This is a genomic window from Candidatus Eremiobacterota bacterium, from assembly GCA_031082125.1.
Taxonomy (GTDB): Bacteria; Vulcanimicrobiota; CADAWZ01; order CADAWZ01; family Ess09-12; genus Ess09-12.
Genome location: JAVHLM010000025.1, coordinates 22,826 through 47,655, shown reverse-complemented (window position 1 = coordinate 47,655; position 24,830 = coordinate 22,826). Strand labels below are relative to the sequence as shown.

At 57.0% G+C, this 24,830-nt stretch carries 16 protein-coding genes; 10 read left to right on the top strand and 6 right to left on the bottom strand.

Annotation, left to right across the window (positions count from 1 at the left end; genetic code table 11):
* The first annotated feature begins 79 nt into the window (after positions 1-79).
* Positions 80-1,483: an efflux RND transporter periplasmic adaptor subunit gene (locus RDV48_23095; protein MDQ7825706.1), complete on the top strand. Its 1,404-nt coding sequence runs from the start codon at positions 80-82 to the stop codon at positions 1,481-1,483.
* Positions 1,480-4,542 (top strand): efflux RND transporter permease subunit, encoded by a 3,063-nt coding sequence (locus RDV48_23090; GenBank protein ID MDQ7825705.1) that lies wholly within the window; start codon positions 1,480-1,482, stop codon positions 4,540-4,542. Before RDV48_23095 ends, RDV48_23090 begins: the two co-directional genes overlap by 4 nt.
* Here the strand turns inward: RDV48_23090 and RDV48_23085 are convergent.
* Both RDV48_23085 and RDV48_23080 read right to left on the bottom strand, forming a co-directional pair.
* Complete coding sequence (locus RDV48_23085) at positions 4,466-5,785, bottom strand: glycosyltransferase family 87 protein (protein ID MDQ7825704.1); 1,320 nt, start codon at positions 5,783-5,785, stop codon at positions 4,466-4,468. The genes RDV48_23090 and RDV48_23085 overlap by 77 nt on opposite strands.
* 60 nt (positions 5,786-5,845) lie before the next feature.
* The gene (locus tag RDV48_23080) at positions 5,846-7,612 is read right to left on the bottom strand and encodes a hypothetical protein (protein MDQ7825703.1); all 1,767 of its coding nucleotides are present in this window, start codon (positions 7,610-7,612) and stop codon (positions 5,846-5,848) included.
* 222 nt (positions 7,613-7,834) lie between these two features.
* On the opposite strand from RDV48_23080, the gene RDV48_23075 reads away from it, so the two are divergent.
* The 4 genes from RDV48_23075 (at position 7,835) to RDV48_23060 (ending at position 13,023) form a co-directional block, all read left to right on the top strand.
* Positions 7,835-9,013, top strand: coding sequence for a zinc-dependent peptidase (locus RDV48_23075; protein MDQ7825702.1), 1,179 nt, complete (start codon positions 7,835-7,837; stop codon positions 9,011-9,013).
* A 7-nt stretch (positions 9,014-9,020) separates the two neighbouring features.
* Positions 9,021-10,217: a class I SAM-dependent rRNA methyltransferase gene (locus RDV48_23070; protein MDQ7825701.1), complete on the top strand. Its 1,197-nt coding sequence runs from the start codon at positions 9,021-9,023 to the stop codon at positions 10,215-10,217.
* A 61-nt stretch (positions 10,218-10,278) separates the two neighbouring features.
* Positions 10,279-11,112: a serine/threonine-protein kinase gene (locus tag RDV48_23065; GenBank protein ID MDQ7825700.1), complete on the top strand. Its 834-nt coding sequence runs from the start codon at positions 10,279-10,281 to the stop codon at positions 11,110-11,112.
* 27 nt (positions 11,113-11,139) lie between these two features.
* A complete protein-coding gene (locus tag RDV48_23060; protein MDQ7825699.1) occupies positions 11,140-13,023 on the top strand; it encodes an inositol monophosphatase family protein in 1,884 nt (627 codons plus the stop codon).
* On the opposite strand, the gene RDV48_23055 is transcribed toward RDV48_23060, so the two are convergent.
* Positions 13,020-14,648 carry a hypothetical protein gene (locus tag RDV48_23055; protein MDQ7825698.1) on the bottom strand — a complete coding sequence of 543 codons (1,629 nt, stop codon included), beginning with the start codon at positions 14,646-14,648 and terminating at the stop codon, positions 13,020-13,022. The two genes, RDV48_23060 and RDV48_23055, sit on opposite strands and share 4 nt — an antisense overlap.
* Before the next feature lie 376 nt (positions 14,649-15,024).
* Here RDV48_23055 and RDV48_23050 point away from each other — a divergent pair, with 376 nt between their 5' ends.
* A complete protein-coding gene (locus tag RDV48_23050; GenBank protein ID MDQ7825697.1) occupies positions 15,025-18,102 on the top strand; it encodes a response regulator in 3,078 nt (1,025 codons plus the stop codon).
* A gap of 236 nt (positions 18,103-18,338) precedes the next feature.
* Here RDV48_23050 and RDV48_23045 read toward each other — a convergent pair whose 3' ends face one another.
* A complete protein-coding gene (locus tag RDV48_23045) occupies positions 18,339-18,725 on the bottom strand; it encodes an SRPBCC family protein (protein MDQ7825696.1) in 387 nt (128 codons plus the stop codon).
* A gap of 116 nt (positions 18,726-18,841) precedes the next feature.
* Complete coding sequence (locus RDV48_23040; protein MDQ7825695.1) at positions 18,842-20,662, bottom strand: ankyrin repeat domain-containing protein; 1,821 nt, start codon at positions 20,660-20,662, stop codon at positions 18,842-18,844.
* Between the two features lie 245 nt (positions 20,663-20,907).
* Here RDV48_23040 and RDV48_23035 point away from each other — a divergent pair, with 245 nt between their 5' ends.
* Positions 20,908-21,261, top strand: coding sequence for a type II toxin-antitoxin system Phd/YefM family antitoxin (locus RDV48_23035; protein ID MDQ7825694.1), 354 nt, complete (start codon positions 20,908-20,910; stop codon positions 21,259-21,261).
* Here RDV48_23035 and RDV48_23030 read toward each other — a convergent pair.
* The gene (locus RDV48_23030; protein MDQ7825693.1) at positions 21,155-23,680 is read right to left on the bottom strand and encodes an HNH endonuclease signature motif containing protein; all 2,526 of its coding nucleotides are present in this window, start codon (positions 23,678-23,680) and stop codon (positions 21,155-21,157) included. The genes RDV48_23035 and RDV48_23030 overlap by 107 nt on opposite strands.
* Positions 23,681-24,078: 398 nt before the next feature.
* On the opposite strand from RDV48_23030, the gene RDV48_23025 reads away from it, so the two are divergent.
* A complete protein-coding gene (locus RDV48_23025) occupies positions 24,079-24,345 on the top strand; it encodes a DUF4160 domain-containing protein (GenBank protein MDQ7825692.1) in 267 nt (88 codons plus the stop codon).
* 17 nt (positions 24,346-24,362) lie between these two features.
* Entirely contained in the window at positions 24,363-24,608 is a 246-nt protein-coding gene (locus tag RDV48_23020) for a DUF2442 domain-containing protein (GenBank protein MDQ7825691.1), read from the top strand.
* The last annotated feature ends 222 nt before the right edge of the window (positions 24,609-24,830 follow it).

Genomic DNA, 24,830 nt, shown 5'->3' with positions numbered 1-24,830 from the left:
GGACGCTGATGTTTCAGCGACAGGAACTCACATCGCAGGGGAGAATATTACAGGGATACAGACAATGCGGGATACGCCTTTGAAATCAGCTTTCCGTCCACTTATCGTACTTGTGGCAGCACTCCTTGCGGTAATGCCGTTCCTTGCCTCATGCCGCAAGAACAGTGAAAACCAGGCTGCAAGGAAGAGGATTGTCCCCGTCACCGCCGGCGAAATTGTGAAAAAGACCCTTCCTGTCCAGGTGAGCGCCATCGGCACTGTGGAAGAGCTTGCCAGGGTGGAAGTGCGCTCCCAGGTGGGAGGCGTCCTCAAGGAGGTTTATTTCACCGAGGGCCAGTTCGTCAGGCAGGGAGCCCCTCTTTTTCTCATCGACCCCGGCCCCTATGAGGCGAGCCTTGAGAAGGTCGAGGGCTCCAGGAGCAAGGACCGGTCCACTGTGCTCCAGGCCCGGGCAAGCTATGAGCGCACCCTCAAGGAGGAGCCGCAGGCCCGGGCTAATTATGAAAAGGCCCTCGCCCAGGTGAGCCAGGCGGAGGCGGTGCTGAAAAAGGACACGGTCCAGGCTCAGAATGCCGCCGTTCTGGAAAAAAGATATGCCGATCTGATTGAAAAAGGCTTCACCACACAGGCTGATTATGACCAGTACCGCACAAACGCCGAGGCTTTAAAGGCCACAGTTGAGTCGGACAGAGCGTCGCTTGCCAATGCAAAGGCGGGGGTAAGGGCTGCCAGGGCCGATTTCGAGAGGGCTGTGGCCAACAGCAGGGCAACAAGGGAGACCATAGGCCAGGCTCAGGGCGCCCTCGCGATGAGCACCGCCGATGTGAAGAGCGCCCGGATAGATCTCGGCTTCTGCTCGATAACCTCCCCTATCGAAGGGCGCACGGGAAGCTACAATATCGACAGGGGAAATGTCATCAAGGCCAATGATACCAACCCTCTCGTGGTGATAAACAAGGTGAGGCCCATCTATGTGTCGTTCACCGTTCCCGAGAAATGGCTTCCTGAAATCAAGAAATACTCGGACCTGGGAACGCTCAAGGTGGAAGCGGCGACCAGGGAGGAGGGGAAAAAGGGCGAGAAGGGAAAGCTCGTCTTTATTGACAATGCCGTGGACACGACCACGGGCACCATCCGCCTCAAGGGCCTCTTTCAGAACAGGGATCTTTCGCTCTGGCCGGGGCAGTTCGTCGATGTCTCGCTCACCCTTACGGTTCATCCCGACGTGACGGTGGCTCCCCGGGACGCCGTGCAGTCGGGCCAGAAAGGCGACTATGTCTTCATTGTGAAAGAGGGAGGCACGGTGGACCTGCGCATTGTGAAGACAGGCCTCACCGTCGGTGAAGAGACAGAGATCCTCGAGGGAGTGAGTCCCGGAGAAAAAATTGTCACCGACGGCTTTCAGAAGCTTGCTCCAGGCACGGCCGTGGAGATAAAGAACCCTGAAAAGCCCCCGGGCTCCCGGGGCGGGCTCAAGGAATGAATATCGCGGAGATCTTCATCAGGCGCCCCATTGCCACGACCCTCGTGATGCTCGCCATCGTCATTTTCGGTGTCATTGGCTACTATCTTCTGCCGGTGAACGACCTCCCCAACGTGGACTTCCCCACGATCCAGGTCCAGGCGAGCCTGCCGGGCGCGAGCCCCGAGGAGATGGCCTCGTCGGTGGCAACGCCCCTGGAGCGGCAGTTTTCAAGCATCGCGGGCCTCGACTCGATGAGCTCCACCAATACCTTGGGGAGCACCTCGATCACCCTTCAGTTCGCCCTTGACCGCACCATCGACGATGCGGCGATGGACGTGCAGGCCGCCATCGGCAAGGCATCGAAGCAGCTCCCGCCCGAGATGCCCAACCCGCCCAATTACAACAAGGTGAACCCCGCCGACCAGCCCATCATGTTCCTGGCCCTCAGCTCGCCGAGCCTCCCCCTCTCGACGGTGCACGAATATGCCGACACCTTTATCTCGCAGCGCATCTCCATGATAAGCGGCGTGGCGCAGGTGCAGATTTTCGGAGCCCAGAAGTACGCCGTGAGGGCTCAGCTTGACCCATGGGCCCTCGCTTCGCGGGGAATCGGCATCGATGACGTGACCACGGCTCTCAGGCAGGGCAACGTGAACCTCCCCACGGGCACCCTCGACGGCGCCGTCAGGAGCTACACCATCAGGGCCGACGGGCAGCTCTTCAGGGCCTCCTCCTATGAGCCCCTTATAGTGGCTTACCGGAACGGCGCTCCCGTGAGGCTTGGGGAGCTGGGGAAGGTCATCGACAGCGTGGAGAACGACAAGATCGCGAGCTGGTACAAAAGCGAGCGGGCCGTCGTGCTCGCCGTGCAGCGCCAGCCGGGAACCAATACCGTGATGGTCGTGGATTCCATCAGGGCCCTCCTGCCGCTCTTCCGGTCGCTGCTGCCTGCCTCGGTCGATCTCAGCATCCTGAACGACCGATCGGTGACCATCAGGAACTCAGTGCATGATGTGAAGGTCAGCCTCCTGATCGCCGTTATCCTCGTGTTCATCGTCATATTTCTCTTCCTCCGTAATTATTCAGCAACTCTGATAGCGGGCCTGGCGCTCCCCATATCTCTTATCGGGAGCTTTTCCTTCATGTACCTGCTGGGATTCAGCCTCAACAACCTCTCCCTGATGGCTCTCACCCTCTCCGTGGGCTTTGTGGTCGATGACGCAATCGTCATGCTGGAGAATATCGTGAGGCACATGGAGAAGGGCAAGGGAGGACTGCAGGCCGCCCTCGAGGGCTCGAAAGAGATAGGCTTCACGATTCTCTCGATGACCTTGTCGCTCGCGGCGGTCTTTATCCCCGTCCTCTTCATGGGAGGGCTCCTGGGGAGACTCCTCAAGGAGTTCGCCGTCACCATCATTCTTGCCATCATGTTTTCAGGCTTTGTATCCCTTTCCCTCACTCCCATGCTCTGCGGCCGCATGCTGAAGCCCCATGAGGGATCAGGAGGGAGGAAGGCTTTCACCGAGAAGGTTTTCGACGGGCTCCTGGCTCTTTACCGGGTCACTCTTGCGGCAGTCCTGAAATACCGCTTCATCACGCTGCTTGTCTCCATCGGTCTGATATTCGCAGCCGCCTTTCTCTTCATCAGGATACCCAAGGGATTTCTGCCCAGCGAGGACACCAGCGTGCTCTTCGGCTTCACCGAGGGCCCCGAGATGATCTCCTTCGAATCCATGTGCCGCCACCAGCAGGAGCTCACCAAGATAATAAGGGAGGAGCATGAAATCGATGCCTACATGTCTTCCGTGACAGGCAACAATGCAGGCCGCATCTTCATGCACCTGCGGGCCCGGCCCCCCCGGCGCATCCACGTCGATCAGATTATCCAGAGGCTGAGACCCAGGTTCGCAAAGGTGCCGGGCATCTCCATCTACCTTCAGAACCCTCCTCCCATAAGGCTGGGCGGCATGCTCACCAAGAGCCAGTACCAGTTCACCCTGCAGAGCACGGAGATTGACGACCTTTACCGGTACGCTCCTCAGCTCGAGGCGAAGATAAGGGAGTTCGACGGCTTTCAGGACGTAACGAGCGACCTGCTGCTCCGCAATCCCCAGGTGAAGGTGGCGATACACAGGGACAGAGCTTCCGCGCTGGGCATCACGCCTTCACAGATAGAAAACACCCTCTACGGCGCATTCGGCTCCCGGCAGGTATCGACGATTTACACCTCCATCAACCAGTACCAGGTCATCCAGGAGCTTCTTCCCCAGTACCAGCTCGACCCGTCGGCGCTCTCCCTTCTCTATGTGCGCTCCTCTTCGGGGAAACTCGTGCCCCTTGAGGAAGTAGCCACCCTCACAAGGACCGTGGGCCCCCTCTCGGTGAACCACTTCGGGCAGCTCCCCGCCGTGACCATATCTTTCAACCTGAGGCCCGACATGCCCCTGGGAACGGCCGTGAGCGCCGTGGAGAAGGCGGCCAGGGAGACGCTCCCTTCGACGATACACTACAGCTTCAAGGGAACGGCCCAGGTCTACCAGGACTCGATGAAGGGCCTCTCACTCCTTCTTCTCATCGCGCTGCTGGTCATCTACATCGTGCTGGGGATCCTTTACGAGAGCTTCATCCATCCCGTCACAATCCTCTCGGGCCTGCCCTCGGCCGGCGTGGGCGCCCTCATCGCCATCATGCTCTCCGGCAGGGACCTGAGCCTCTATGCCTTTGTGGGAGTCATCATGCTGCTGGGGATTGTGAAGAAGAACGCCATCATGATGATTGATTTCGCCATAAGGGCCCAGCGCCAGGAGGGTAAGAGCCCATATAACGCCATATTCGACGGGTGCCTCGTGAGGTTCAGGCCCATCATGATGACGACCATGGCGGCCTTCGCGGGAACGCTCCCCATCGCCCTCGGTGTGGGCGCCGGCGCCGAGTCGAGGCAGCCTCTCGGCATAGCCGTCGTGGGGGGCCTCGCCCTGTCTCAGCTCCTTACGCTCTATATCACCCCTGTGATATATCTTTACTTTGAGGGGGCGGGCGCCTGGTGGGCCCGCCGGAAGGCTTCCGCCCGGAAGTGACGGAGAAGAGCAGCTCCAGGTTGAGCAGGAAGGTGCAGAGGATCAGAAGGAATCCCACGTTGTGCCTCAAGAGAAACTTTTTCAGCATGAAATCGCCGTAGAGCACCGAGACCTCACCGTCAAACTGCGCAGTGAGAAAATAGACTCCCAGCATGATAAGGGCCGATATGAAGGCCTCGCTCCGCCACAGGATATAGAAATAGAGGGAGACCAGGTAGAATATGATTATCATCACGTGGTGCGTCGGGAAGATGTAATAAAAGCCCAGGAAATAGATATGGAGGAGGGCGGTGAAGAGGAAGAGATCCTTCTCGAGGGGGAGCGGGCTCTCCCTGCCGGCGAAACGCCAGCAGATGAGCACAATGAGGGACGCCACCACGGCAAAGACAGCCCTGCAGAAAATGATATAGGCCTCACTGGTGAAGGTAAGCCCGAGGGTCCTCACCAGGGCGGCGGGGAGCGCCTGGCACGAGACGGATTTTATATCGATTATGGTGGAGCCGAGGCAGGTGAAAAGGCCGCCGTAAAGCTTCACGGGGTCTGCCAGGAAAAGAAAGGGCACGTTGAAGAGCACGATGAAGGCAAAAGTCCATAGAAGAGCCTTCCATTGGCGCTTGATGATGAATAGAAAGAGGCAGGCCAGGGGAAAGAGCTTGATGTTCACCGCGAGGGCGAGTACCAGTGAGGCCCATAAGAATCTTTCCCTGGTATAGAGAAAAAGAAAGAGGGCCAGCAGCATGGTGAGAAAGATATTGATCTGCCCCGAGAGAAGGTTGTCAATGACCGGCGAAAAGACAAGAAGGGCTCCCCAGGCGCCAAGGGAGATAACGAGGATTTTCCTTGGAGGCAGATTCTTTGAGAAAATAAAGCCTGTGAGCAGGACCGTGATGAGCAGCCACAGGTGGTTGAGCCAGAAGTTCAGGAGCTTTGCCTGAAAGGGCTCAAGGCAGGTCATGGGGATGTAAAGGGCGAAAGCGACAGGCGGATAGGCAGGGGGAAAGTGCTCGGTCATGCCGGGCCTCTCCATGGCAAGGTAAGAGTCCAGCTGGCTCCTGTCATAAAAATAGAAGTGCCCTTTTCTCAACAGCTCGCCATACAGGTAGTAACCGTTGACAAAGTCCCTCCCGAAGATCTCCCGGTCTTCAAACCGGGGATTCCAGAGGGATAGATACGTCCAGCCCCGTGTGACAAGGCAGCTTGCCATTACGAGGAAGATCATTATGACCAGAAGTGTTTTTTTCATTTTTCCCGCCAAAGAAAAGAGAGGGCTTTCGAGCCCTCTCCGTGATGCCTGGCGCCGGCCCTAGGCTTCCTTCCAGAAGGCCTCGGGCTTTTCTTTCTTGGTGATGACAAACTCGTTGGGCGAGATCTCCCTGAGGTGATAGGGCGAGCTGCCATAGCGGGAGACGTCAACGGTCTCCTTGCCGTCTGAGAGAGCCCAGTGCTCCTTCTCGCCCAGGAATTTCGGCTTCAGGAAGGAGGGCAGGTAATCCTTTATACGCCGCTTGTGCTCCACCGCTATCTTGTCATCGGCATTCTTCATGTAAAGCTCGCCGTCTTCAAAGGAAACGGAGAAATGCTTCTCGTCTTCCTTGACAATCTTGCCTTCCGTCCCCTTGAACGAGATTTCCCACCCCGAGTCGAAGATATAGCGGTTCCCGTCGTGGATGTAAGCGCCTCCCTCTATGGTGGTCTTCATTTCGGGCTTCTCCTGGTAAAGAGGGAACAGGAACTTGCTTCCCGCCCAGAGCGCGGCTCCGGAGCCTGCAATGTAAAGGGAGGCGTTGGGGAAAGCTCCCGCGGCTGCCATAGTGGCCGTGTAGCTCCCGAGGTACACCCCTTCGCTTATAGAGGACTCAACGCCCATTATCTGGTAGAAGTTCTTTGCGATTTCGGGGCTCGAGTGGGTCCCCTTGGTAATGAGCTGATCGCGGATGGCAAAATTGGCCTTGCCGCTCATGACTCCCGAGAAGCCGCTCGCAAGTGCCGCGAGTCCGTAAAGGCCCACGAAGGCCTTCCCCTTGTGGGCGCCGAAGAGGCCAATGATCTCCGGGTTCAGGGCAAAGTAAGAGCCGATGTTCACGGCGCTCAGGCCGGCGCAGGCCAGCTTCACCTTCTTCAGGTTCTCGAGAGGCTTGTCGGAGTTGACGGCCTTGTCAACGACGCTGCCCAGGATGCCCTCGCCGAGAATGCTCACTGCCGGGCTCCCTATGTTGCCTATTGAGGATATGGTGGAGGCTATGCCGTAAGCGGCTCCCTGGGTCCAGAGCTTGGGCGTGACGACGCCGAGGAGCATGGCGCTCCCCACGTCGGTGAGGGTGTCGCCGATCTTGAAGACCCTGTATTCGGGATCGTCCTTGAAGAGGCTGTAGAAGACCTTGAACTTCTCAAGGAATGATTTGTTCTTGAGCTCGTATTTCTCTATGCCCAGGTCGTCCTTGATGCCGAAGCGCTCCTTGAACTCCCTGGGATAGCCGAATTTTTCAAAGGGGATCGTCTCCTTAAGCTCAAAACCGTTGCTTTTGAGCCATTCCTTCATCGCAGGGTCAGCCGTGGCGGGAACGGCAAGCATTTTGCTCGTGATAACGGAGCCGAAAGCCTTTCCTTCTCCCATCGGGGTTACGAGCTCGTTGCGGTAAACTTTTGAGGGGTCGAAGTCGGGATTCTTGATGTCATAAGCCGTAAAAACCGAGTCCGATCCTGCCTGGGCCGCGGTCCTGTAAGCATCTACCTTCACACCGTCGGGCTCGCTGTGATACACCACCGAGTACTTTGCGCTGATGCCGCCTGCCTTTACAAGGTCCACGAAGGTCTGGTCGAGCTTGAACTGCTTCTGAGCGAAATCGGCGTTCTGGGCCGTGAGATTGAATTCGTCGAAGTTGGCGCCTTCCTTGAAGAGCGGATTGGCTTTCAGCTTGCGGGTGAAGGTCTGCAGTTCGTCCTGCCCGGGCGCCTCGCCCTTGCTGAAAGTATCTGATGCCGCCTGTTCCGGCTCTTTCTCACCCTGGGCATGGGCCTTCACGGCAGGCGTCCTGTCCAGGTTTCTGAATCCCGCGGAATGGATATCCATAGTGTTCTTCCCCCCTTAAGTAATCCCATGGAGCCTTATGAAAACATTTTACCAGCGGAGATAAGAAATGTCCAGGGATTCATGTTAACGGAATGTTAACAAATATTTCCTGTTGACAGGCTGCGCATTCCATATTATAATTAAAGTAAGATTAAAAAGTGTAATCAGTGGTTGCTGTTTGTAATCAGAGAGCGCCATATCTTAAAGAAAAGGGGCACAGCGATGGAACCAGGAGCAGTGTCATCAAACCGCGGAATCGCCTATTCTCCTGAAGCCCAGGTGGGGAGAGAGGCAAGGGCTGTCCAGAGGGAGAGCCGTCTCCAGGAGACGGGGATGGCGCCCGTTGAGGGTATGACGGCAGGTCAGGTATCGGACCTGCAGAGTTTCTATAACAACACGCTGGACAATATAGATCAGCTCCGCTATCCGGGTAATCTCCCCGATCTCAACGGTCTTACGCGGTCAGGCCAGGTGGCGAAGACCGATCCCACTTACTGCATGCAGCTTGCCCAGCGCATAGGGAGAACCGTGGGCCCCGACGGAAGGGAGATGGCTCTCTCGCCCGAGCAGTGCAAAATCCTTGCCACATCGCTCTCCCACTACGACCAGGGAACGCTCCAGAACCTCGAGAGCGACGGTATGCACATCAAGCTCTATGACACCAACAATCCGCCGCCTGGAGGCTATCCCGGGGGAAGAACCGAATGGGACAGCGGACTTCTCGGCTACCGCGTGAGAAAGGATAAAGTCATCTGCCTGAGGCAGCAGGATTTCCAGTACGGCAACCACCAGAAAGGCATGGATGTCGCTCACCACGAAATTGCCCACGCTGTTGATGACATGCTTTATCCCGATGTCGGCGAAGGCAGGATGGCCACTGACAATGATGCGTACCTCAAGAACCTTTACAGTAATTACCTCTCCCGGACGGATTCCAATAATTCGCTTGAGTGGAGCAATTATGCGAAGAAAAACCAGAGGGAATATTTTGCCGAGGGCGTGGAGAGATACCTTGGCGGCGACAAGACCAAGGACGAGCTGCGCCAGAAGGATCCCGCCCTTTTTGCTTACGTGGAAAAGGCTCTCTCAGTCTCTTCACAGGGTTCAAACCCGCCGTTCCCCAACACGATGTACGCCAATTATCCCAATATGAACGGCAACTCGTCCCAATGGTACAACCGGTACCCGCCAGTTTCCAATACGCCGGTGAACACCACTCCCTGGAACAACGGGTACCCGCCCGTCAGCTATCCACCGGTGAGCAACGTGCCGCCCACTATCCAGAACAACCAGATAGCCGCTTACATGATGATGATGATGATGGCGAGGATGCAGCAGATGATGGCCCTTATGATGTCCATGCAGATGTCTTCCTGCCCTTATCCTCAGTACTACTCATAAAGGCCCGGTGATCTCCCAGGAGAAGGCTGTTATTCTCAGGAAGGGAAGGGCCAGGCCCTTTTTCGGAAGGCACCCCTGGCTTTTTTCAGGAGCTGTGGCCTCGGTGAAAGGATCGCCCTCTGCGGGAGACCAGGTAACGGTTCGCTCCCATGAGGGCCTTTTTGTTGCCTATGGGCTCTATAACCTGAAAAGCCAGATAAGGGTCCGCCTCTATTCCTGGGACCCCGATAAGCCTCTCACGGAGGTTTTTTTAAAAAAGCGTCTTGACGATGCCCTCGCGCTCCGCGAGGCTATCCCGGGCTTGATGGACCCTGAAGGTGCATGCCGGCTTGTCTTCAGTGAATCCGACGGCCTCTCGGGCATCACCGTTGATCGGTATGGTCCCTATCTCGCGCTCCAGGTCACGAGCCTCGCCCTTTCAAGCCGTCTTGACCTTCTCCTGGATCATCTTGAGCACAGGCTCAGGCCCCGTGGTATCTACCTCAGAACTGAGCGCGCCGTGAAAGATGAAGAGGGCCTTGAGCTCAAGGACGGACTTCTCAGGGGATGCCTGAAGGCCGGCTCTTTGCTCATCGAGGAAGAGGGAGCCCGTTACGAGGTTGATCTCAGGGAAGGTCAGAAAACGGGCTTTTACCTGGATCAGAGGGAGAACAGGAAGGCTGCCGCCCGCTATGCAGGGGGCAGGACGGTGCTTGATCTCTGCTGCTACAGCGGGGGATTTTTCATAAGCTCCATGAAAGCCGGTGCCGCCTGCGCCACAGGCGTGGATGTCTCCGAGGCAGCGCTCTGCCTTGCAGAAAAAAACGCCGCTCATAATGATGTCTCCCCGGTCTCGCTTGTCAGGAGCGATGTGTTCGGCTTCCTGGAAGGTGCCCTGGCACGGGGGGAATCATACGGGATGATAATAGCCGATCCCCCGAGGTTCACCCACAGGAAGCGCTCTCTGGAACAGGCCCTCAAGGGGTACCTGCGCCTTAACGAGCTTGCGGTGAAGCTCCTCACCCCCGGGGGCATCCTTGTGACATGCAGCTGCTCGGGCCATATCAGCCGCGAGGACTTTCTCTCAGTGCTCTCCCAGGTTTCCGAGAGGACAGGGAGGCCCGTGAGGATCCTTGAGCAGCGCGGGCAGGCGCCTGATCACCCCGTGGCCGCCTCATGCCCCGAGACATCATATCTCAAGTGCTTCATCTGCTCGGTGGAGTGAAGCAGGGAGGGTAAAGGGCGGGGGGCAAAGAATTCTGTGGGAAGCATTTTTCGGAGGAATCATGGGAACAGGCTTTCCGCCAGGCGCAGTGATCCGGGGCAGGTATGAGGTAAAGAAGCTCATCGGCCGCGGCGCCTTCAGCTATGTCTATATGGCCATTGACCGCACCACGGGCCAGGTGTGGGCCCTCAAGGAGATATTTCTCTTTCCCCTTGACAAGGGCGAGAAGAAGGACGCCCTTCTCCAGTTCGAGCGCGAGGGGCAGATACTGAAGAGCCTCTCACACCGCCTGCTTCCCCGCATTGTGGACATCTTCGGCGAAGGAAGCCGCCACTATATGGTGAGGGAGTTTGTTGAGGGCATAAACCTTAACGTTTACATGGAGCGCCTGGGGACAAGCCTGCCCGTAAGCGACACGCTTTGCCTGGCCTTCCAGGTCCTGGACATACTTGAGTACCTCCACGGGCGGATTCCTCCCATTATTTTCAGGGATCTCAAGCCTTCCAACATCATCATCACCCCCTCGGGAGAGGCCAAGCTCATCGATTTCGGCATTGCCCGCTTTTTCTCGCCCAGGAAAGACAAGGACACTTTCGCGATGGGTACGCCCGGCTACGCCGCCCCCGAGCAGTACGGCGGTGCCCAGACCGATGGGCGCAGCGACCTCTTCTCCCTTGGCGCCACCCTCCTTTACCTTCTTACCCTGAGGGATCCCCTGCTCTTTCATTTCAAGTTCCCTCCCCTCCATACAATAAACAACAATATACCTCTCTGGCTCTCCGAGGCCGTGGAGAAATGCCTGAAGAAGAGCCCCGGCGAGCGCTATTCATCGGCGGCGGAGCTTCGGCACTTCCTTGAGAGCTCCATGGGGAGTGCCGGGACAGACTCGCAGTGAGGCATTCTCTATGAAAGGTGGACAGTAATGGACAACTGCTATCAAGAAGAGCTCGCTGCCGCCATTTCAGCAGTCCGCGAGGCTGGCGTCTTACTCAGAAAGGATTTTCACCGCAGCGACGGCCCGCTGGGGTCGGGGGACCAAGCTGATATTGACAGGAAAGCTGAAATGCATATCAGGGAGATGCTCCAGGGCCTCCGTCCCCTCTGGGGCTTCAGGGGAGAGGAGACAGGCGACCGGGGAGGCAAGGACAGGGAAGGCCACCTGTGGCTCGTCGATCCCAATGACGGCACGGAGCCCTATCTTCAGGGATACAGGGGCTCCGCCGTTTCCATCGCCCTTCTTCGCGGCGGGAAGCCTGTGCTCGGCGTGGTCTATTCACCCTTTTTTCCAGACGACCGCGGCGATCTCATCTCATGGGCCGAAGGATGCGGCCCTCTCAGCCGCAACGGCGATGCCTGCAGTGAAAAGCCTCTGCAGGGGAATCTGCAGCATGACGCCATAGTGCTTGTCTCCCACAAGGGAGATACAAAGTCCGGGGCGAACGGTCAGCTTGTGCACCCGGCGCGCTTCATTGCCCTTCCCAGCATTGCCTACCGGATGGCTCTCGTGGCGGCAGGCGATGCATTGGGAGCCGTCTCGCTCAATTCCCCCTGCGACTATGATTATGCGGGAGGCCACGCCCTCCTCTGCGCAAGGGGGGGAAGCCTTGTCAACGAGAAGGGGAAGCCCGTGGCCTATACTTCTTCAGGGCGGAGCTCCGTCCATTATTGCTTTGCAGGCCCGTCTCATGCAGTTGTTGAGCTTGCGGGAAGAGACTGGAGGGGTATTTTTTCATCCAGGGAGAGCAAAAGCCACGGGTATGATCCTCTTGAACCCCGGCGCGGAGGGAAAATGGAAGACCCGGGTATACTTGCCAGGGCCCAGGGATGCCTCCTGGGGCAGCTCGCCGGCGACTCCCTGGGGAGCCTCGTCGAGTTCATGAGCCCTGAGGATATCAGGGATGCCTATCCTCAGGGAGTCAGAGTTCTTCACAATGGGGGAACCTTTCACACCATAGCCGGGCAGCCCACCGATGACTCCGAAATGGCCCTCATGCTGGCCCGGACCCTTGTAAAGAGAGGGACATATGATCCCGATGAGACGGCAAAAGCTTATGTGTACTGGCATGATTCGGGGCCTTTTGATATGGGTACCACCACCAGGTGGGCCCTCTCGGCCCTCAAGTCTTCGACCGGTGAAAAGGCCCTTTCCGTTGCGTCAAGAGAGGCATTCAGAGACAGCCAGGCTAACGGGTCTCTCATGAGAGTGAGCCCCCTTGGCATATGGGGCTGGGACCTTGCGCCAGAGGAGCTTGCGGCATGTGCGCGCCAGGACAGCAGCCTTACCCATCAGAACCAGGTATGCCAGGATGCATGCGCCGTCTTTACCGTGGCCATCGCAAGGGCGATAGCGGCAGGCGGGGGAGCGGAAGAGGTATACCGCTTTGCAGAGGGCTTCGCCGAAAAGAATGCCTGTGCCCCCGTTCTTGAAACACTCCGTAACGCCGCCAAGGAGCCCCCGAAGGATCTCACAAAGCAGATGGGCTGGGTGCTCCTCGCTTTTCAGAATGCCTTTTACCAGCTCCTCCACGCGGAAAATATGGAAGAAGGCGTCGTAGACACGGTGATGCGCGGAGGAGACACGGACACTAATGCGGCAATTGCCGGGGCACTGCTGGGGGCTCTTTACGGCCGGAGCGCCGTCCCCCTTCAGTGGAGGCAGATGGTCCTCTCATGCCGCCCCATTGCGGGTATGGAGGGTGTGCTCAGGCCAAGGCCCTGGTCCTTCTGGCCCGTCGATGCCCTGGAGCTTGCCGAGCGTCTCCTCACTGCCCGCCAGGAGGCCTCCGGCAGGGCAGGCCCCCGCTAACCCAGGAGCCTCCTGAGGTAGTCCTCGCCGAACTCCTTCGCGATGAAATCCCTGAGAGCCTTGGATGACGCGCCGGACCTCAGCTCGTTGAGGTACTGATCCTGGCCCCCCTCCTTGTTCTTTTCAAGCGGGCTGCCTTCACGGACCAGATCCATGGCCCTCAGGCCGTGCCAGGCCATGAATTCCTTGTACTGCTTGCCCTTCTCGCTGTTCCAGTAGCTGGGATCCTTCTCCGCTATGGCTTTCGCTTCGGCGAAGGAGTACGCGGTGAACTCGAGGGCGCCCATCACGCCGAGGCCCACGATGTTGTCGGGGCGGCCTTTCCCCATCTTGCCGAGATCGACACCTGTCTGGAGGCCGTTGGTATAGGAGGCCCACTCGTCGAGGAGGTAGTGGGGCTCGTTTTCGAAGGCCTGCTGCTGGTTCAGGTAGAGGTTATAGCGCGAGCCTCTCAGGGCCTGGGGGATATGCTCCTTCACGTCTGACTTTCTCATGTTGGGATTCTCGAGCACCACTCCTTTGTCGCCGCCCACATAGAGGCCGGTATTTCTTCTTCCGCCGCTGTTATAGTTCTGGTTGCTTATATGGGCATTTATCCCGTGGGTGGTCTCGTGGGACCATGTCACCGGGTCCCTGTCCCTGTACTGGCTCCCGTATCTTGAAGGGAGGTGGCTCTCGATATCGTTCAGGAAGTTTCCGCCATTGGTTTCCCCGCTGTTCTTCTGTCTGCCGAAATTGATGAAGTTCACGTTGTTGCCGTACCTGGAGTTGATGGGACCAGGATTAGGCCCGGGATTAGGGTTCGGACTGGGTCCGGGATTCGGGTTCGGCCCCGGCGTCGGGCCTGGTCCGGGCGCAGGCTGGGGTCCCGGCTGAGGCCCCGGCTTTACGCCGTTCATCTGCATCATCATCTGCATCATCTGCATCATTGTCTGCATCATCTGCATCTGCATCTGCATCATCTGCTGCATCATCTGCATCTGCTGCTGCTGGGGATTCGTATTATCAGGCATAGTGTTGGTATTAGGCGTGTTGTTGGGCGTGGCGTTGGCACCCTGTGGCTCTGCAGCCTGAGCCCCTTCTGCCTGGGTGTCGCCGGCCCGGGCGCCTTCAGCCCTTTCAGGAGCCTGCCCGGCTTCGCCTGTGCCCCCTCCCTCTTCCGGAGCGGCAAGGCCGGCCTCCTCGAGGCGGGGCCGTATTTTTTCATTTTCCTGCCTCAGCTTCTTGAAATCAGAAGCCATTGACTGCAGAGCGGCCGATTCCGGGTAAAGGGGCTCTGCTTTTGCCCCGGAGCCTTTCCTGTCAGCCCCACGCGCATCCTGGCGGGAGGATTTCCCCTCGTGCTTCTTCTCCAGAGCGCTGCCCCATGTATCCCTGAAAGAGTATTCAGCCTGCTGCTGCTTTTCATGTGCCCGGGGAAAGGTCTTTTCCCTCTCGAGGCCGCGCAGCCTCTTTTCAGGTGAGGCTCCCTCCGCCTCCTTGGAGAGCGAAGAGCAGTCACGGCATTCACAGGATGCGTCGCTCTTTTTTTCCGGCGGCTTTTCGGGAGCCTTTTTCCTGTAATCCTCGTATTCCCTTACTGCATTGGAGCCTGATGAGTTCTGGGATGCTGATATTTCGCTCATGGTCTCACCTTTCTTTTCAGTCTTTCCCTTCCCTTGAGATCCATAAAGAAAGATATAACTATCTATGTCGCCATGTTTTCACCGGCTCTGCTGAAAAGAATATGAAACAGGCCTGAAAAGAAGCTGAAAAAGTAACCAGCCTGTTAAATTCTTCCGCAATTTTCCGTCATTGTTGGCTGCCTGTGGACAGGCAGGCAGGCGCCCGGGATGCCTGCCTGAGCGCTCTGATCCACGAATTGGTGCCGTCATAATTGCAATACTCCTCTATTTCAGGTATAATGATAAATGATCCTTATACATACGAACGGAAGTCCTCTCTCCCTGCAAGGCCTGCGCCCGAAAAGGATCCTGATTTTTTCATGAAAGAGCTCCCCAAATGACGAGAGGCACTCCAGTAATTCTCCTTGTAGAAGATGATCAGAACAGCGTGCTTCTTACCGAGAGGGCCCTCCGCAAGACAGGCCTGGAGGCCGAGCTGGTGGCAGTCGCCGACGGGGCCGGGGCTGTCGCCTACCTTGAAGCTTCTCCCCTTCCTGCCCTGATGCTCCTCGATATCAACCTGCCAGGGATGTCAGGCTTCGAGGTGCTTAAATGGGCCCGTGCGCAGAAGACCTTCAAGGATATTCCTGCCGTGGTCCTCACCACTTCCCATGAGAGCCGGGACATCATAAAAGCCTCTGATCTGGGCGCAATCAGCTTCCTTGTAAAACCCGTCACCACCCAGGCCCTCAGGGAGGTCCTCATTGAATTCGTGGTGCGGCAGCAGGCAAACCTGAGTTTCCTGGTGGTCGATGAAAGCGCTGATATGAAGGCTCTTACCGCCGAAGGGCTCCAGCGCGCTTTTCCCGGCCTGCGCATTGACTTTGCTGACAGTGCCGATAAGCTCCACAAGGCTTTGGACCTGGGCCGCTATGACCTGGTCATCACCGATTACCGCCTTCACTGGACCAGCGGCTTTGATGTCCTTGCCGCCGTCAAGGTAAAGTGGCCCCATTGCCCTGTCATCATGTTCACCGGTGAGGGGAGTGAGATGCTCGCCGTGGCAGCCATGAAAGCGGGCCTTGATGATTACGTGAATAAGTCGCCCGAGACAGTCGGCCGCCTGGCTGTAGCGGCACGGCAGGCCATGGCAACTGCCCGCCTCCGGTGGGAAGCCCGTGAAGCAGAAGCGCGCTACTCCATGCTCATCAAGAATATGAACGATATCGTTTTGATGTTTGATGCCGAAGGCATGGTGAGCTACTGCAGCCCCTCGATACAGAGGATCCTCTCCATCACCCCTGACGAGATCATGGGAACGAGCATATATGCCATAATCCATCCCGATGACCTTATCACTACTCTCGAGTCGGTTCAGAATGCCATACTGGAGCAGGGGGCATCGGGACCCCTTCAGCTTCTCCGTTTCCGCCGCAGGGACGGCACGTGGCATTACCTGGAGGCCTTCGGCAGGAGCTTCCTGGATTATGACGGCAGGATATCCCTGCTGGTGAGCCTCCGCGACATCAGCGAGCGCGAAAAGGCGGAAGAGCTTATCCGCGCCTCTGAAGCCAGGATGCGGACCATCTTCGGGGCAATGCGCGACGCCGTGATGGTCTTCGACAGGACGGGGCGCTGTCTCGAAGTGGTGCCCACCAATCCCGATCTGCTCTACAGGCCCCCTGACGAGCTTCTGGGAAAGTATCTCCACGAGATTTTCCCGCCGGACAAGGCCGATTTTTTCCAGGGAGCCATACAGAAAGCTCTTGATACAGAACAGACCGCAGAGATAGAGTACTCGCTCCCCATAAGCGGGAAAGAGATATGGTTTCTCACCAATGTCTCACCTCTCACGGCGGACACCGTCGTGGTCGTGGCAAGGGATGCCACTTACAGGAAAAAAGCCGGGGAAGCCCTCAGGGAATCTGAAGAGCGCTTCAACAAGGCATTCCATTCCATGCCTATCTCCCTTGCCATCACCACTGTCAATGATGGCTTGTTCATTGCCGTCAATGATGAGTTTCTCCGCCTGACGGGCCGCTCAAGGGATGAAGTAATTGACAATACCGCCCGGGGATTTAATCTCTGGGTAAAGCCCGAGCAGCGTGCCGAGCTTTTGGACGAGCTGGAGAGAAACAAATTCGTCTATAACAGGGAGCTCCAGATCCGGAGAAAGGATGGGGACCTTCGCACAGTCCTCTGGTCAGCCGATTACCTGAAGGTGCAGAGCGAGATCTTCCTTCTTTCCTCGGCAGTGGATATCACCGAGCAGAAGCGTGCCGAGGAGGAGCTTATCAGGGCGAAGGAGCGCGCCGAGATTGCCAGCAGGGCAAAGTCGGAGTTCCTGGCACATATGAGCCACGAGATAAGGACGCCCCTCAACGGCATTATCGGCATCACGGAGCTGCTCCTGAGGGCGGAGCCCAATGAGGCCCAGAGGGAATACCTTTCCATGGTCAAGATCTCCACAAGGAACCTTCTGGGTATTCTCAGCAACGTGCTGGACATGGCAAAGATTGAGGCGCTGAAGCTTGAGCCCAAGAAAGTTGATTTCAATATAAGGAAGAGCTTCAGCGAGACGCTGAAAATTCAGAAGGCCATTGCCGAACAGAAGGGGCTTTCATTCTCTATCGTTTTTTCCAGGTCTCTGCCGGAAATGCTCTGCGGTGACTTCACGCGGCTGAACCAGATAATGCTTAACCTTTGCGACAATGCAATCCGTTATACAGAAAAGGGGCATGTCAATATCTCGGTGGAGGTTGAGAGGTCGTCCCCCGGGGGAGTTCTGATTCATTGCACGGTAAAGGATACCGGCTGCGGAATCCCCGGCGACCTGCACAAGGCGGTTTTTGAGCCTTTTTTCCGCGGCGAGACTTCTTACACGAAAAAATTGGACGGCATGGGGCTGGGCCTTGCAATCAGCAAGGGCATTGCGGAGCTTTTGGGGGGGCGCATGTGGCTTGAGAGCGAGCCGGGAGAGGGGAGCACATTCCATTTTACGGTGCTCCTCCAGGAAAAATGCCAGGAAGCAGAGGTGAAGGGAACAGCATTGTCCCGGGAGCTTCCTTCACCACTCAAGGTGCTTGTCGCTGAAGACGAGGTAATAAACAGGAGGGTCATTGCGGATTTCCTGAAAGACGAGGGCCACACGGTGGTGCAGGTGGGCAACGGGGAGAAGGTTCTCGAAGCCCTGGAGAGGGAGCCCTTCGATCTTATTCTTATGGATATTAGGATGCCCGTGATGAACGGCATTGAAGCGACGAGGAGAGTGAGGCAGAAGTGGGGGAGCAAGGTTCATATCATAGCCCTCACGGCCTATTGCCTCGAGGAGGATACAAAGAATTTTCTCGAGGCGGGGGTGAATGACTGTCTCTATAAGCCTTTTGAATTCTTAGATCTGAAGGACGCCCTTCTCAAGGTGCCTCAGAGAGGCGCCGGAGTATGTGAGGCAAGGAGTGTCAGGATGGGCAGGTGAGGCAGATCCCAGGCCCTACTTGTCTTTTCTCAGGACCGAATCGACGAGAGTGATAAGGCTGCTGAGTACCTGAAGGTAATCATTTCCTGAGGCGGAATCCTTTTTGTCGTTCATACGGTGCACCCCCCCGGCATGTTCTTCTTGATGATATATCACCCCATGAGCGAGCCGGGGAAATGAATTTTTGTAAAAAAGGCGTTAACAATTGGTTGCCCCGATGTTAACATTTCCCGGGGCTATCTTCCCTCGAGGAGCTTCTTCAGGGGCCTCCAGTAGTATTCATGCCAGCCCTTTCTGATGCTCTCGCAGAATTCCTCGGGAATGCCGTCCTGGGTAAAGGTGAGCTTTGTCGAGCCGTGGAGGTCCTTGAGGCGGTAGGTCACCGTGGAAAAATGACCTTCGGGCCACTCGTCAGTCCGCCAGAGCTGCACTATCTTCTCGTCCTCGTAAAGCTCAAGGTTCTTCCCGGTGATGTAGCCGCCATAGGCGGTAAAGGTTCCCCCGGGCTTCCTGCTGATATGGGCCTTGTCTCTTGTGAAGGCCTCGTGCTTCTTCGAGTCCATGAGGGCCTCGTACACCTCGTGGGGTGGGGCGTTAAAAGTGACGCTCTGCCGGATCTTCATGGTCTTCATAATATTTCGTTTCGCGCCCGGCAGGAAAAAAACCTCCGTGAAAATGGGGACAGACTCCAATTTTAACAGATCAAGCCCCGGGGCCGCAGGTGGCTTGTCTGTCTCTTTCATTTCTGCGGGCTGTCACCGCATGCTGGTGCCATCATCTTTACAAGCTGCTCAAAATGCTTCTCGGGAGGCATCTGCTCCCAGGGCGTGAAAGTGCTGAAGGTGCCTCTCGGAGAATCAAGGGTGAGGGTTCCCTTTGGATAGGGTCCCGATATCCCTGCCATCCATCCCTGAAAAGGGCAGTCAGGAAGCAGGGGCTTGAAGCGGAAGAGATAGTATTCCAGGGTGGCCGCGTCGGCTTTCACGGTGAAGACCTTCACGAGCTCAATCTGCCCGGGAGGCGAGCCCAGTTCCGTCGGAAAGGCGAGCCAAACTGCCATGTCCGACTCCGCTATGGCAGCCTGCGTGAGGTATCTGCGGGGAAAAAGGGAGCCTTTGCCCATTTGTCCGAGGGAAACAAGAAAGTCCCGGCGCACTTCGGGGCATGCAGCCACTTCCTCCAGATAGTGCGGCTCCACCCTTTCCCCCGACTCCAGAAGAGCGAGCACTGCATAAAATTTGATATTGGGATCATAGAGATCACATATCCCGCAAAGTTCCTTAATGACTCTGGGATCGGGAACAGCTGACAGGCGGAAAATCATATCTATCAGACTGGCACGTATGCTGCGGTATGCATCTTCCCAGCGCCATGCTGCGCCTGATTTCTGCTGGATCCGGCGGACATCCCCGCAGAGTGATGAGCAGGCCTCAAGCCATCGCGGTATGAAGGGATTGGCTGCTTCTGCGGATACGAGGCCGCTTTTATGGTAACAGCGCAGTAAAAGTGTAATGGAAGAGGTAAGGCCTTCAATAAATGCAGACTCAAGGATCAGGGGGAAGAGTTCGGTGGCGTGGCGTGGTTTTTCCGCCAGCGTGCCAAGCGGCAGGGGGACCAGGGTATGCCCAGGCCCGCAGAAAAAATTCATGGAATCTTTCCCCAGGGCGGTGACGATATCCACGTAGGCAAGAGCGGCCTCCCGCTCCTCCATCCTTGCGAGAGTTTCAAGGGTATCAAATTTGGTTTTGTTGTCCATTGTGTGGAACCTTCGCACTGCCATGGCGATGAACTCAGCGGGTGTGAGGCCTGTCGCGGAGCGAAGCCATATAAGGTTCTCAAAGATCCGGCGCTGCGCAGGGTCACTATCTTCGGCGCCGTCGAGGATCGACTGGAAGGGGATCTTCCTGTCGGCTTCGATGCGGTCACTGAGGAGCCCATGGACTTTTCCTCCCGGATGGAGCTCAGCGGCATATTGAATAGGGAGCTTATCGTGTCCGTCGCTTACGTAGGGATCGGCACCGCCGGCGAGCAGGGCTTCCGCAATTTCTGAGAAATCCGCTGCAGCCGCCGCATGAAGGGGCGTGGAGCCGTTCCTGTCAGGGGTATTTGCATCAGCTCCCAGTTCCAGCAGGGTTTTCAGCGCCTCGAGGCTGTTCTTGCATGCAGCCTGGTGGAGGGCGGCTTCCCGCTGGGGATCGCCGGCTTTGCTGCCGCCATCACCGAATAGGCTTCGAAGCTTCCCTCCGTCATTCTCTTCCACAGCCTTCCTCACCTCGGGGGAGAGGCTGCCGAAAGATGCGATGAGCTCAATGATCTCCCTGTTCTGCCCAAGCTTCGCCATTGCCCGGGCATCGTCGCCGGAGCTGTCCTTGAGGAGGGGATCGGCTCCCCGGGAGAGGAGGAGCTCCACCATTTCCACTCGGTCTTCCAGAATGGCCCAGTGGAGGGGCGTTCTTCCCTCGCTGTCCCTGGTGTTTATGGCAACGCCCTTGTCAAGGTTCTCCTTTAGTTTCTCAGGGTCATTGTTCTGGATGGCATCGAAGATTGACTCGCTGCTCATTGGCTCCTCAAAAGTGACTTTTCCATGACTTTCTTCTGAGGCGATGGTTCTTCCTTCATTGAAACTCCCTTACTTCATCTCGGGCTCCTTTGTAGGCAATCATTATAGGATTCTGCGCCTCACCCATGATATCGATGTGATGATAAAAATTACTCAGTAAGCTATTGAAAGAATACTCCGGGAGTTCCAGGTACTATTTACAGCCGGTCAGAATATGATACGATAAAAGGACCGGAGGTGAAAGAATGAAAATCTCAAAGGACATCAAGCCCATAACCTATCTCAAATCCAGAGCATCGGATCTTTCAAGGCAGATAAACGAGACACACCGCCCGGTATTGATTACTCAGAACGGAGAGCTGAGGGCAGTGTTTCAGGATCCCGAGAGCTATGAAAACATGTGCAATGCCATAGGGCTTTTGAAGCTGATCTGCCAGGGTGAGGATGACGTGGCAAAAGGCCGCTTCACGCCACAGGACGAGGTCATTGCCGCTATTGAGAAAACAATGAATCCCGGCGACAGGTGCCGAAGATCCCCGCCAAGACTCCCTTTTCATAGACCAGGAAAGGAGTGCCTTCCGAGAGGGAGCCGAAGGTGAAGGTAAGATCATAGGGCGCCCTGCCCTTCACGGTGAGGGTCCGCAGGCCATGGAGGAGATGGAGGTGGCAGGCCTCGCAGAGCACGATGAGGTTCCACTCGTCATCAGTGCCGCCCTGGGAGCGCCTGATGATGTGATGCACGTGGAGGTTATGGCGGCAGCGGCAGCCGGGGGTCTGGCAGCGGAACCGGTCGCGCTTCAGGATTTTGTGATGATGGGCCGCTTTTTTCAAGGTTCCCTCGGTCTTGAGATAATCGGCGAGGAGGGCTGCAAGGAATTTCTCTTCGGGGCCCGTCAGCAGCCCCTCGGAGGCCACGCCGGCGCCCTCTGTCTTGGCAAGGCGGCAGAGAAAGGTATGGGCCGCGAGGTCCCAGAGCTCCTGGAGCTCCCGGGGGAGGAAGAACTTTATCATCATGGCGCCCTTCAATGCCCGGGAGGGGTCTGGCGAAGAGAGGATGTCCCTGATAAAGACCTCCTCGGGACTCTCGCCCCGGGGGATGGTGCAGAGCTGCCGGGCTTTTTCCAGTGATTGATGACTCGGACACATTGGATTTTCGCATCCATGCCCTGCGTGCCCCTCCTCTTTCCCATTGCATGCCCCCGCATAGAGATGATCGCTCCCCGACCGATTTCCGAGGCCCGCACACAGCCTGGAGTTTTTTTCAATTTTCTTGGATGCCTCGGCGGCGCGCAGCTCATCGACATCGCTGAAATACTTCCAGGGCACATCAAAGCGCCTGTCGCGGGAAGCGACGAGTTCCTCGTCGTCTGACTCAAGAGGCCACGAAGGATTGAGGGAAGGGCCTGTGTACCAGGACCCAGTCCTTATGATGTCCTGCACCTCCTCCGGCAGGTCGTGAAACCTTTCGTCGGTGACGTAGCGGAAGCCGGGAAGGAGCGCATAATTGTGGGGGACCAGGCAGTCATATTCAAGGATCCGGGCGACACGCCCCGCCTCTTCCCGAAGGTCCGCCGTGGGCACGCTCGCGGCGTAGGCAATCCACTGTGACTCATTTTTCTCGTCCACCACGGGGAGAATGAGGCGCGCCTGCTCCCTGGTGATGACGCCTTTCCTGAAGGCGTCTTCGGTGAGTGAGTGGCGCCGGAAGCCCTCGGCAAGCTTTATGAGCTGGCGGGTCTGGGCCATCGAGAAGCCGCAGCGCTCCCCGGCATAGTCCTCGATGAACTCAAAGCCGAGAAGGCGGTGGAGCTGCCGCGCATCCATCGCCCGCAGGAGCATCCCCGCGGCCACGTCGAGCCTCTGGCGGATCGAGGCGGCCCTGATCAGGCGGCCTGCAATTGCCCTCGCGGAGGCCCCGGTAACTTTTTCCGGCCGGGCCTCTTCAAGCCACGACGGGAAGAAGATGCTCCAGGGTGATGACCACGGAGATTCAGCGGCCTCTCCCTCGCCGTTCTCCCCGGTGATCTCTTCGGGATCGCTGATGCGACGGTTTCCCATCCACCTCCGGAGGAGAGGCACCCGGGAGAATATGGGGCGGCTCCCTTCGGCATCAAGGGCCGGAAGCCCGGGAGCGGCTTCCCCTGAGGCCAGGAAATTCGCAAGGAGCGCCTCGACGAAGCCCGGCATGGGCCCGTCATAGTGCTCTTTGTCCCTGAAGAGCGAGAGGGCGAAGTCCCAGGTGAGGGCAAGTGAGGGCGACACGCTGAAGTACATCATCGTGCCCTCGGACTCATCGCCATGGGGCTCATCGCACTTCCCGCCGCCCGTGAAATCCGCAGGCCTGCCTTCAGCACACGGGCTTTCCTTGGAGCAGGGGGCCTCATCGGCCTTCCCTTCAGCGAGGGCCTTCTTCACTTCCCCCTCAAGGCCGCAGAGGGAGCGCTCCTCTGCAACGGCGAGCCACCAGGACTCGTTCTCAGGCGTGATGACCCTCGAGAGAAATCTCAGAGCGCTTTTTGCGATCCTGCCCTGCAGATAGGCCTCCCGGGTGAGGGGGAGCGCCTTGAGGAGCTCATAGTTGTGCATCAGCTCCGACGCGGTGCGCCCCGAGAACGAGAGATGCTCCGTGGCGAAGGTCCCCATGGAGCGGTATCCTAACTGATCAACCCCTTTCGTTTTAAGAGTGACGAGAAGGCCGCCGAGTGCAAGATCAAGTGCCAGGCGGCCGCGGACTGCCTCGCAGAGCAGAAAATCAATGCGCTCTGCCCGCTCATCCCTGTCGATTGAGCCGAAGGTGATGTCCCCCGTGAGCCTTTCCGCTTCGGGAATGAGGCCCTCCCTGGTTATCTTGATCAAGTGCTCCGGCCTGCATGTGGTTCCCGAAGGGATCTCGTAAGGCTCGGGGAGGAGCAGCATATCTTCGTAATCCTGTGAAGAAAATGATTCACCGAGGTGAAGAAGCTCCTCTTCATCAGGGAGAAACATATCGGAGCTCAAGCGGGTCTCATGTGTATCCATATCTGCATTATAACGCATATTTTAGTAAATATCAAACAGGTCACCCCAGTAAAACCCTTTCACAGAGAGGATGCAAGCACATTACAGGATGCCATGCTGAGGGCTTGGAAGGGATTAAGAGGTCAAAAATGACCCTGGAGGTCATCCATGTGAAGCCTGGTAGCCTCCAGTGCTTCATACGGCAATGAGACCGAGGGGAAACACCGAGAATATGACAAATATGAAATATCTATAAGCTCCGCACCCTCTGGAGAAGCTCTTCTCTTCTGATTCCAATCCGGAGGGAGTGGACCCACCCATAATTGCAGGCGCCTGCTCTTCTAATGAAATGAAAACGTTTACACTGTGGTTGCAGTATGGTAAGATATATATGGGAAATTTATGGGTGAGGTTCAGTAATGCCGACCATCTCAATGTTCTATGGGATTATTATCAGGATGTATTTCGCGCCGGGCGAGCATCCTCCGCCTCATTTTCATGTCTATTACAACGACTACAAGGCAACAGTGGACATAAGCCTGTGCGAGATAATTGAAGGAGAGCTCCCCAAAAGACAGGCACGGCTGGCCCTCGCCTGGGCGGAGCTCCATCAGGAAGAGCTTATGGCTGACTGGAGGCTCGTGATGAACGGTGAGGAGCCATTTAAAATAGCGCCTCTTCAGTAACTGACAGGAGGATTTATATGTATTCTCCCGTAACCAAGGCTATTCCAAGCGATGACTATGTGCTTTTCGTCGAGTTTGAAAATGGGGAGAGCGGCAGCCTTGACCTGAAGCCTTTCCTTGAATTCGGCATATTCCGCCGGATAAAGGACCCTGATGCCTTTAAAAAGGTGCGCGTGGCCTTTGATACTGTCGAGTGGGAGTGCGGAGCCGATCTTGACCCGGAATATGTCTATGCGAAATGCCGGAGAAGCCGTTCAGCATAACCCACGTGCATCCCCGGCCATTCCCTATTTCGTCTCAGGATCCTTTGCAAGCAGTTATTACGGGATCCCCCGGCTTACCCACGATATTCTCCCTGAACCCGAGTGCGTCTCCAGTATGTTAGCATTCTACTCACTTACTGGAGAGATGTAAGGAATCATAAGACCCGGTTGAGAGGATCACGTCCTGTCCATAAAAAAGAAATCCCCGGGGCCGGCAGGCGC

What these genes read in the sequence shown, in the direction of transcription:
- RDV48_23045 (MDQ7825696.1), bottom strand. Translation starts at nt 18,725, where the DNA reads ATGAAGATCCGGCAGAGCGTCACTTTTAACGCCCCACCCCACGAGGTG.
- RDV48_23065 (MDQ7825700.1), top strand. Translation starts at nt 10,279, where the DNA reads ATGGGAACAGGCTTTCCGCCAGGCGCAGTGATCCGGGGCAGGTATGAG.
- RDV48_23035 (MDQ7825694.1), top strand. Translation starts at nt 20,908, where the DNA reads ATGAAAATCTCAAAGGACATCAAGCCCATAACCTATCTCAAATCCAGA.
- RDV48_23050 (MDQ7825697.1), top strand. Translation starts at nt 15,025, where the DNA reads ATGACGAGAGGCACTCCAGTAATTCTCCTTGTAGAAGATGATCAGAAC.
- RDV48_23040 (MDQ7825695.1), bottom strand. Translation starts at nt 20,662, where the DNA reads ATGAGCAGCGAGTCAATCTTCGATGCCATCCAGAACAATGACCCTGAG.
- RDV48_23060 (MDQ7825699.1), top strand. Translation starts at nt 11,140, where the DNA reads ATGGACAACTGCTATCAAGAAGAGCTCGCTGCCGCCATTTCAGCAGTC.
- RDV48_23090 (MDQ7825705.1), top strand. Translation starts at nt 1,480, where the DNA reads ATGAATATCGCGGAGATCTTCATCAGGCGCCCCATTGCCACGACCCTC.
- RDV48_23055 (MDQ7825698.1), bottom strand. Translation starts at nt 14,648, where the DNA reads ATGAGCGAAATATCAGCATCCCAGAACTCATCAGGCTCCAATGCAGTA.
- RDV48_23030 (MDQ7825693.1), bottom strand. Translation starts at nt 23,680, where the DNA reads ATGGATACACATGAGACCCGCTTGAGCTCCGATATGTTTCTCCCTGAT.
- RDV48_23025 (MDQ7825692.1), top strand. Translation starts at nt 24,079, where the DNA reads ATGCCGACCATCTCAATGTTCTATGGGATTATTATCAGGATGTATTTC.
- RDV48_23080 (MDQ7825703.1), bottom strand. Translation starts at nt 7,612, where the DNA reads ATGGATATCCATTCCGCGGGATTCAGAAACCTGGACAGGACGCCTGCC.
- RDV48_23085 (MDQ7825704.1), bottom strand. Translation starts at nt 5,785, where the DNA reads ATGAAAAAAACACTTCTGGTCATAATGATCTTCCTCGTAATGGCAAGC.
- RDV48_23020 (MDQ7825691.1), top strand. Translation starts at nt 24,363, where the DNA reads ATGTATTCTCCCGTAACCAAGGCTATTCCAAGCGATGACTATGTGCTT.
- RDV48_23075 (MDQ7825702.1), top strand. Translation starts at nt 7,835, where the DNA reads ATGGAACCAGGAGCAGTGTCATCAAACCGCGGAATCGCCTATTCTCCT.